Origin of the sequence: Niastella vici, assembly GCF_002077945.1 — a bacterium.
GTDB classification, from domain to species: domain Bacteria; phylum Bacteroidota; class Bacteroidia; order Chitinophagales; family Chitinophagaceae; genus Niastella; species Niastella vici.
In genome coordinates this window covers 19,739-30,277 of record NZ_LVYD01000089.1, presented here as the reverse complement: position 1 = coordinate 30,277, position 10,539 = coordinate 19,739, and the positions used below count along the sequence as shown (strand labels likewise).

4 protein-coding genes are annotated in these 10,539 nt (G+C 42.3%); all 4 read left to right on the top strand.

Annotation, left to right across the window (positions count from 1 at the left end; translation table 11 throughout):
* On the top strand, positions 1 to 832 hold an 832-nt coding region (locus tag A3860_RS34210; RefSeq protein ID WP_143774407.1), incomplete at its 5' end, for a DUF4982 domain-containing protein.
* A 34-nt stretch (positions 833 to 866) separates the two neighbouring features.
* Complete coding sequence (locus A3860_RS34205; protein ID WP_216823572.1) at positions 867 to 3,233, top strand: right-handed parallel beta-helix repeat-containing protein; 2,367 nt, start codon at positions 867 to 869, stop codon at positions 3,231 to 3,233.
* Between the two features lie 191 nt (positions 3,234 to 3,424).
* Entirely contained in the window at positions 3,425 to 7,531 is a 4,107-nt protein-coding gene (locus A3860_RS34200) for a two-component regulator propeller domain-containing protein (protein WP_081155081.1), read from the top strand.
* Between the two features lie 139 nt (positions 7,532 to 7,670).
* On the top strand, positions 7,671 to 10,526 hold the full coding sequence (locus A3860_RS34195) for a glycoside hydrolase family 31 protein (RefSeq protein ID WP_081155086.1): 2,856 nt from the start codon (positions 7,671 to 7,673) through the stop codon (positions 10,524 to 10,526).
* Positions 10,527 to 10,539 lie beyond the last annotated feature (13 nt).

Below are 10,539 nucleotides of genomic sequence, written 5' to 3'. Positions count from 1 at the left end.
GGAGGCAACGAACCGCTCTACCCGGAACTTACAGAAATGGGAACCCAACTGGGGGCCATTTCCGGGAGAAGATTGGGCCGACGTGGTAAAATATCCATTCCTTGGCGGCACATTCGTATGGAGCGGATTCGATTACAGGGGAGAACCAACACCTTACCAATGGCCCTGTGTATCGTCGCATTTCGGCATTATGGATATCTGCGGTTTCCCTAAAGATGGGTATTATGCTTATAAAGCTGCCTGGACCAACGAATCGGTAGTTCACCTGTTCCCGCATTGGAACTGGCCCGGGAAAGAGGGCAAGCTTCAAAAGGTGCAATGCTATACCAACTGTGAAGAGGTGGAGTTATTCCTGAATGGAAAAAGTATGGGAAAGAAAAAAACAATTCCTTACACGAAGCTGGAATGGGAATTGGTTTATCAATCCGGCAGGTTGGAAGCCCGTGGGTATAATAAGGGAAAATTAGTGGCTAAAGATATGGTGGAAACAACCACCGCACCGGCACAGGTAGCATTAAATAGTGATTGCAATACCCTCAAAGCCGATGGCTGCGATGTGGCTGTTATAAAGGTAACAATAAAAGATGCTAAAGGCAGGGTAGTGCCCACGGCAGATAATTTGGTAAAGTTTTCACTCGAAGGCCCCGGGAAAATAATTGGTACAGGCAATGGCAATCCCAGCAGCCATGAACCGGATAAAGCAAACCAGCGAATGGCCTTCAATGGATATTGCCTGGTGCTGGTACAATCTGATAAACAAGCCGGAGAGATCAGGTTGAAAGCTTCTTCCGAAACAATAAAAGAGGCCGGAATCATTATAAAATCAGAATAACAGCCCTGGCATAATGCAAAATCTTTCGACTATTGTGAATAGGATCAAAAAAATAATAATAACACTTGTGCTTTGGTGGCCGGCAATTTTGTTTGCGCAAACAAAGTTGTATGTTTCTACAAAAGGTAATGATGCCAACAGGGGAACACCAAATAGACCATTTGCATCCATTGGCAGGGCCCTGGCTGAAGTGCGTAAAACATCCGGGCCGGTAGTGATCTATCTTTTAGCAGGCACTTATCGTTTAAAACAGCCCGTGGTTTTTACGCCCAAAGATACACGCAGGGAAAACGAAACACTTACCATTACCGGTAGTAAAAGCCAGAAAGTAGTTATTAGCGGCGGGGTTGCTTTAGATCTGAAATGGGAAAAATACAAAAATGGGATCTGGAAAGCTGCTATAAAGCAGGACCTCCTATTTGATGAATTGTTTGTCAATGGGCAATTACAACGGATGGCCCGTTACCCGAATTTCGATTCCACTGCACGCTTTCTCGGTGGAACTGCTGCCGATGCCATCAGCAAAGAAAGAGCTGCCCGGTGGAGATCGCCTGCAGGTGGTTATGTGCATGCTTTGCATCGTTCTGAATGGGGCGATTTTCATTATCTCATTACGGGGAAAAACGACCAGAACGAACTGGCCCTTGAAGGTGGCTGGCAAAACAATCGCCGGATGGGGATGCATGAAAAACATCGTTTTGTTGAAAATATCTTTGAAGAACTCGACACCGTTAATGAATGGTTTTACGATAAGAATACAAGAACGCTTTATTATTATCCTCCTGCGGATATTGATCTCAAAACCGCAAAATTTGAAACGCCGCAGATCGCTCATTTGTTTGAATTCAAAGGAACTGAGAAAGATCCGGTAAGCAATATTACCATCGAAGGATTGACGCTTACTCAAACGCTGCGAACATTCATGCAAAATAAGGAACCCTTGCTGCGCAGCGATTGGACCATTTATCGCGGCGGAGCGGTGCTTTATGACGGAGCAGTTAATTGTTCGCTTAAGAATTGTACACTCACCAACCTGGGGGGCAATGCAATATTCTTCAATAAATATAACCGTAGTTGCACCGTATCAGGCTGTCTTATTTCAAATATAGGCGCCAGTGCTATATGCTTCGTTGGCGATCCCAATGCCGTACGTTCACCAAGCTTTGAATACAATGAATTTGTACGTCCTGACCTGATTGACCGTACTCCCGGCCCCAAAACAAATAATTACCCTGCAGCATGTAAGGTGTATGATAACCTGCTATTTGATGCAGGCCTGGTCGAAAAGCAATCGGCAGGCGTGGAGTTGTCTATGTGCCAAAGCATTATAGTGAGGCATAATACTATTTATGATGTACCTCGTGCCGGCATCAATGTAAGTGAAGGCACATGGGGCGGCCATATCATCGAGTACAATGATGTTTTCAATACCGTGAAAGAAAGTGGTGACCACGGATCGTTTAATTCATGGGGGCGCGACCGTTACTGGCACCCTGATAAAAGAATACTTGATTCCATCGTAGAAACTAACTACGATCTTGCCATGCTTGATGTGGTAAAACCAATTATTCTGCGCAACAACCGGATGCGTTGCGATCATGGCTGGGACATTGACCTCGATGATGGCTCAGGTAATTATATTATTTACAATAACCTTTGTTTGAATGGCGGCATAAAACTTCGCGAAGGGGTGAATCGTGTTGTTGAAAATAATATCATGATCAATAACACTTTTCATCCGCATGTGTGGTTTAAAAACAGTAATGATGTGTTTCGCCACAACATTGTGTCAGCCGGGTACCTGCCAATTAATATAAATGTTTGGGGTAAAGAAACAGATTACAATGTGTTTCCTGATCCGGCTTCGCTTAAGGCCGCACAGAGCAGGGGAACAGATAAAAATTCTGTTTGGGGAGAGCTGTTTTTTATGGATCCGGAAAAGCTGGATTTTCGGTTAAAAGAAGGTTCTATAGCCTTTTCGGTTGGTTTCAAAAATTTTGCTATGGACAGTTTCGGGGTGGTATCATCCGGTTTAAAGGTGTTGGCCAAAAAAATGCCGGTTCCTTCAATTATAACTATGCATAAATCGAGTGACAATGAGATCATTGACTTTATGGGGGCCAAAGTAAAAAAAATGACTACGCAGGGCGAACGTTCGGCGACCGGGATGGATAGCGAAAGGGGCGTGTTGGTTGTTGAAGTAAACCCCGGAGCGGAAGCAGCCCGGTTTTTGCAGACCAATGATGTGATCTTGTCATTCAATAATAAAACCATTAATGATCTGCATGATCTGTTAGCCGCGAGCATGTCGGTTATTGGCGTCAATACCGAGGTGGTTATCTTCCGTAATCAGAAAGAGATCAGAAAAAGAGTTGAACTGGGACACCACGATCACCATTAGTGAATGGAAGGGTGTTCATTTTCAATGTTTTGTAAAGACGACCGTATTAGTCTACTATTTAAATTTTATAATAGCAGAACATAATATATTTTAATCCCGCTCATTTGTTAACTTAATTGCCGGTTTTGCCGGAATACGGATTGAAGTTGCGGGCTGATAGGGCAAAATCTGGCTAAGTTAAACTTGTTGTGATGCGTTTTCTTATTTCGATTGTTTTACTGGTACTGTCTCTTGCTGTTTTTGCTCAAAGTGAGTACTATAATTTTTCCAAACTCGATACGTATACCGGCCTTTCACATAACCAGGTCAATGCCATATTAAAAGACCGGGAGGGCTTTTTATGGTTTGGTACCATGTCGGGTCTCAATCGCTATGATGGCTATTCCTGCAGGATCTTTCGAAAAAATCACAATGAAAGCGCTTCCTTGCCTGATAATAATATACTGTCACTGTATGAACTGCCCGATGGAAAGATGTGGGTATTGACAGTGGGAGGGGCCTGTATTTATAACCCGGATACAGAAGAATTTAATACCGATTATTACGCCTATTTGCAAAGGCTTGGTTTGCCTGCTGGTAACATTGCGAATATCGTAAAAGGGAACAATGGCAGGTATTGGTTCCAATACGATAACCTGGATCTGTATTTGTATTCAACTAATGACAAAAGCGCAAAACCAGTCACGCAGCAGCATGCATTCTCTTCCGAAAAAATAACCTCCGTTAACGAAACAAAAGACGGGAAATTATGGATAGTGTATCAGAACGGGTTTTTGCAGGAATATGATATAGCATTGAATAAAATTATTTTCTCCAGCGTTGCTTTTCAGAAAGTGAAGAAAGGGGACAATTACAATAATCTTTTTATAGACAACGATGGAGATCTCTGGCTGTGGTATTATACCTCCGGCCTTTTTCTTTTTCATCCGCAGGATAATTCAATCAGGCAATTTGATAAAAATTCGGTTCCGGCGAGGTTAAATTCAGATGCAGTAAGCCGGGTCCTCCAGGATAACAATGGTTTGATATGGGTAGGAACGGACCATGGAGGTGTTACGCTAATGGACAAAAGAAACAACTTCAGGACTACTTATCTGTTGAATGATCCCAAAGAACCCAAAAGCCTTAGTCAGAACGCTATCACTACAATGTATAAAGATGATAATGGAATTGTATGGGTGGGAACTTACAAGCAGGGTATAAATTATTTAAACAGCAACGTAACACAATTTCAGTATTATCATCACCAGGAATTAAATACAAAAAGCCTTCAGTACGATGATGTAAACCGCTTTATTGAAGACAGGTTGGGCAATATCTGGATTGGGACCAATGGGGGAGGATTGATTTATTTCGATAGAAAAAATAATACTTTCAAACAATACCTGCATGACCCAAACAACAAAAACAGCCTGAGCAATAATGTAATTGTCAGCTTGTGGATCGATCATGAAGATATTCTCTGGATTGGCACTTATTTAGGTGGTCTCAACAGGTTCGACGGAAAAACGTTCACGCATTACAGGTATAATGAACATGATTCTTCCAGTTTGGCAGATGACAATGTGTGGGAAATATTTGAAGACAGGGAACAGCATTTATGGATAGGTACTTTGGGCAGAGGATTGCAACTGCTGGATAGAAAGACGAACCGGTTTATACGTAACCCATATAATGAAGGCCAGTCAAGCCCCTTACTTTCAAAATATATTTCTGGCATTCTGCAAGACAGGCAAGGTAATTTATGGGTTGGTACAGCTGCAGGGGTTGCCGTTATTGAAAAAGCTAAAGCCACTGTTGTTTATTATCAGGACAAAAATGATAAAAACAGTTTAAGCAACAATAACGTTATCTGTTTATTTGAAGACAGCAAGGGAAGGATTTGGGTAGGTACCCGTGAAGGGTTGAATTTGTTTAATGAGCAAACTAAAGAATTTCAGACATTTACAACAGCAGAGGGTCTTCCCGATAATATAATCCTGAACATTCTTGAAGACAATCATCAAACATTCTGGCTTTCCACGCCTAACGGATTATGTAATGTCATTCCGGAACAAAGCAAAAACGGACTTGTTCTCTCTATCATTAATTATGATGAAACGAACAATCTGCAAAACCGTGAATTCAATGACAATGCAGCCCTCAAAACGCGGGCCGGCGAATTGTTTTTTGGCGGACCATCCGGTTTCAATATTATTGATCCTGAAAAAATCGGTAAGCCTGTTTATAATCCTAAAGTTGTTTTCACCGGTTTGCAGATCTTAAATAAAAATGTTCAACCGGGCGAGCTGATCAATAACAGGGTTTTACTGGCTCAATCTTTATCAAAGCTTTCCGGTATTGACCTGAAGTATACTGAAAATGTTTTCTCCATTGAGTTTGCTTCGCTTGATTTTACCCATAGCAATCGCGATAAGTATGCATATATGCTGGAAGGATTTAACTCAGACTGGCTGTATGCGGATGGAAGTCAGCGGCGGGCCACTTATACAAACCTTAATCCCGGCCATTATACTTTTAAAGTAAAGGTGTTGAAAAAGGATGGTTTGTGGAGTGAGATAAAAACTTTGCAGATCAATATTCTGCCACCGTTTTGGCGAACTCCCATCGCCTATATTATTTATACATTGATCGCTGCCGTCTTATTACTGGTTATACGGCGCATTGCATTGGAGAGAATACATATGCGATTTGAAGTGCAACAACAACGAAAGGAAGCAGAAAGGGCTCATGCCCTGGAACAGTTGAAGACAAAATTCTTTACAAATGTAAGTCACGAATTTCGTACGCCACTGAGCCTGATCATTGCGCCATTAGACCGCATCATTAAACAATCTACTGATGAAGACCAGAAAAATCAATTAAATCTTGTTCAACGTAATGCCAAACGTTTATTGAACCTGGTAAACCAACTGCTTGATTTCAGGAAAATGGAGGTGCAGGAAATAAAACTGCATCCTTCAATTGGCGACATTATAGGGTTCAGCAGGGACATCAGTCACTCGTTTATGGATATTGCGGAAAAGAAGTCGATTCAGTTCTCATTCTCGGCTAACATTGACAGCCTCGAAATTTATTTTGATAAGGATAAAATAGAAAAGATCCTGTTCAACCTGCTTTCCAACGCATTTAAATATACCCATGATAAAGGAAGGGTCGGCATCAACCTTATTTATAGCCCGCCTGTAAATAATGAAGGCGATGGTACGCTTGCCATAGAAGTAAAAGATACGGGCATTGGAATTCCTGCCGATAAGCATGAAAAGATCTTTGAGCGGTTCTTTCAAACGGATGTTCCTGAAAGCATGGTGAACCAGGGAACCGGTATTGGCCTGGCCATCACAAAAGAGTTTGTAAAATTGCACAACGGCATCATAACCGTAAAAAGCGAACCGGAGAAAGGTTCTAGTTTCACCGTTTATCTTCCTGCAAAAAAGGTCTATGATGCTTCAACCCGGGCCATAGCCAATGCCGGGCCGGTAGAAAATGCGGAACCGGTACAATTGGAAGAAAGCAAAAAGAGTGATAAGAAGAAAACAATATTGGTGGTAGAAGACAATGAAGACCTGCGTTTTTATTTAAAAGACAATCTGAAAGAACAATACCATATTGAAGAAGCCACGAACGGAAAAGAAGGCTGGGAAAAAGCAGTATTGCTCAATCCTGATCTTATAGTGAGCGACATCATGATGCCTTTAATGGACGGGGTGGAGCTGGCCAGGAAAATTAAAACGGAAACTATTACCGCCCATATTCCGGTTATATTGCTTACGGCCATGGGAAGTGAGGAAAAACAACTGGAGGGGCTGAAGGTTGGTGTGAATGATTACATTACCAAACCCTTCACTTTTGAAATCCTGGCTTCCCGCATCAGGAATTTACTGGCGCAGCAAAAATTATTGCAGAAGCGGTTTCAAAAGCAGATTGAAGTCAATCCGGAAGAGGTAACCATAACACCAGTCGACGAAAAGTTCCTGAAGCAGGCTTTGGAAATTATTGAAAAAAACATGGATAACCCCGAGTTTTCCGTAGAGGATCTCAGTCGTGACATGCATATGGACCGTTCAACCCTATATAGGAAAATTAATTCATTGACCGGTAAAACTACATCAGAGTTTATTCGTTCGATCCGTTTGAAAAGAGCTGCTCAATTGTTGGAAAAAAGCGGCATGTCAGTTGCCGAAGTTGCCTATGAAGTGGGATTCAATAACCCGAAGAACTTCACTAAATCTTTCAAAGAAGAATTTAAGGTTACTCCTTCGCAATACGTTGCCAATAAAAAAGACAAAAACGCTTAAGAACCTCCCTGTTGAATAAACTAGTATGAAAATCAGGTCTTTGCATCATTTTATGCCATAATCTGCACCATTCGGCCCCCCTGCTTTAAACAGCACAGCAATAGTTTTACAGCATTCAATAAACGATTGTATGCTTTATTTGAAAATACGACTGTTGCTGGTTATTTTGCTGACCTCTTCTTTGTTAAACGCTTTATTGGCAGCTCCACCCGGATATATAACAACGCCCGATGGCATAATCGTTTTCACGGATCCGCTGGTTACGGGTACTTCCAATGCAGTTAAGCTTGAGGTGATTGCAGATAATATAATAAGAGTTATTGCGACCCCTGGCAATGAAATTGCACCCACTCAAAGTTTGGTCACCATCTACGGTAAAAGAACCGGTCTTTCCTGGAATACCTTTTCTTCGAAAGAAAGCGTGACCCTAAAAACCAAAAGCATTACCGCCATTGTTGATCTGAAAGCGGGAACTATCAACTTCCTGAATAGAGATGGCAAAAAAATACTGGGTGAAAAAATGCCGCTTGGGCGACATTTTCAACCTACGGTTTTTGAGGGAAAACGGCTTTTCAGGCTTACGCAAACTTTTCAAACAACGCCTGATGATGCCTGGTACGGATTTGGCCAGCATCAGGATGGCATATGTAATTACAGGGGACAACAAGTAGATCTTTTTCAAAACAATACAGAAGTTGCCGTTCCTTTTTTGATCTCCTGCAAAAACTATGGTATACTCTGGGACAATTATTCGCATACAACGGGTGGCGATACCAGGCCACTTCATCCCCTTTCTTCTTTGCAGCTTTTTTCAAAAAAGGGAGAAGCAGGGTGGCTTACGGCTTCATATGCCAACAACAGGTTACACCCCAGCGAGGTTATTGCTGAAAGAGCTGTATCTGGTATTGATATGGGATACCTGGATGATACAAGGATAGGGCTTCCCTCCGAGTTTTCGCCATCATCAGGCATAATAACCTGGGAAGGCAACCTTGCCAGTGACCTTTCAGGCCTTCATCAGTTCCGGTTCACTTTCGGCGGCTCATTGAAAGTTTGGCTAAATGGAAAATTGGTGCTGGATCATTGGCGAAAGGCATGGAACCCCGCACTTGCATTGATTCCCTTCCATTTTAAAAAAGGAGAAAAAATACCTGTTAAAATTGAATGGGTCCCCGAAGGCGGCGCATCCTATATTTCTTTAAAATGGCAGGAACCCCTGAATGCTGCTGAGCAAAACAGCTTTGGTTTTTCTTCAGAAGCGGGTAAGCAAATAGATTATTATTTTATCTATGGCAATAACATGGATGAAGTGATTTCAGGTTATCGCAACCTTACCGGTAAGGCACACATCGTTCCAAAATGGGCATTGGGTTTCTGGCAAAGCCGCGAGCGATACAAAACGCAGGATGAAATTTTGTCAACTGTGGATGAATTCCGGAAAAGAAAAATTCCTATTGACAATATCGTGTTGGACTGGAGTTACTGGCGGGAAGCCGAATGGGGCAGTCAGGATTTTGATGAAACCCGCTTTCCCAATCCCGATAGCATGATCGATGTGCTGCATAAAAAGTATAACACGAAGATCATGATCTCAGTTTGGCCAAAGTTTTATGAGGGCATTTCAGCCTACAACGAATTTGATAAGAACGGCTGGTTGTACAAAAGGAACATTGCCGACAGGCAAAGAGACTGGATCGGTAAGGGATATGTTTCCACATTCTATGATGCCTTCAATGAAAATGCCCGTAAGGGTTTCTGGAACCTTATCCATAAAAAAATATATACGAAAGGTATTGATGCCTGGTGGATGGATGCCAGTGAACCGGATATTCTTTCCAATGTTGACCCGGAAAGAAGAAAGCTTCAAATGAACCCAACCGCGTTGGGAAGTGCAGCCGAATACCTGAATGCTTATCCTTTACAAAACGCAAAAGGTATTTATGAAGGTCAACGTTCAACCGATCCTGATAAAAGAGTATTTCTGCTCACTCGTTCCGGTTTTGCAGGTTCGCAACGATATGCCGCTGCCATTTGGAGCGGAGATATTGGTTCTACCTGGCGGGACATGAAAACACAAATTACTGCGGGTATTAATTTCTCCCTGTCGGGGCTGCCTTACTGGACAATGGATATCGGCGGATTTGTTGTACCTGAAAAGTTTGAAAAACCTGATGCAGAAAGTTTGGAAGAATGGAGGGAGCTGAATACACGCTGGTATCAGTTTGGCGCATTTGTTCCTTTGTTCCGGTCGCATGGACAATTCCCTTACCGGGAAATATTCAACATAGCCCCGGATGACCATGCCGCCTACAGGAGTTTTCTTTATTACGATAAACTACGCTATCGGTTACTCCCTTATATCTATTCATTAGCCGGTGCAACCTATCACAGGAACTACACCATTATGCGTGCACTGGTGATGGATTTTGCATCGGATACTGCCGTGCTGAACATCGGCGATCAGTATATGTTCGGTCCTTCGTTGCTTATAAATCCGGTGTATGAATACAAACAAACCCAACGTGAACTCTATTTGCCCAATTGCGCGGGCTGGTATGATCTCTATTCCGGAAAGTGGTTTAAGGCCGGCCAGAAAATAAATGCAGCAGCTCCTTATGAACGCATACCGGTGTTTGTAAAAGCCGGTTCTATCATTCCTTTTGGCCCCGAATTACAATACACTGCCGAAAAACCGGCTGATACCGTTACCCTTAATATTTACACCGGTGCAGATGCTGCTTTTGACCTGTACGAAGATGAAGGAACCAACTACAATTATGAAAAGGGCGATTTCACCATCATTCCAATAAAATACAGCGAAGCAACAAAAACAATTACCATTGGCGATCGAAAAGGATCGTTCATTGGAATGCCGCAAAAAAGAACGTTTCGTATCAATCTCATCACACCCAATAGAGCTCAGCAACTCGATTTTGATGCCAGGAGCAACGAAGTAATTTCCTATCAGGGGAAAATAGTAGCGATAAAAATGTAGTCAGGTTAAATAC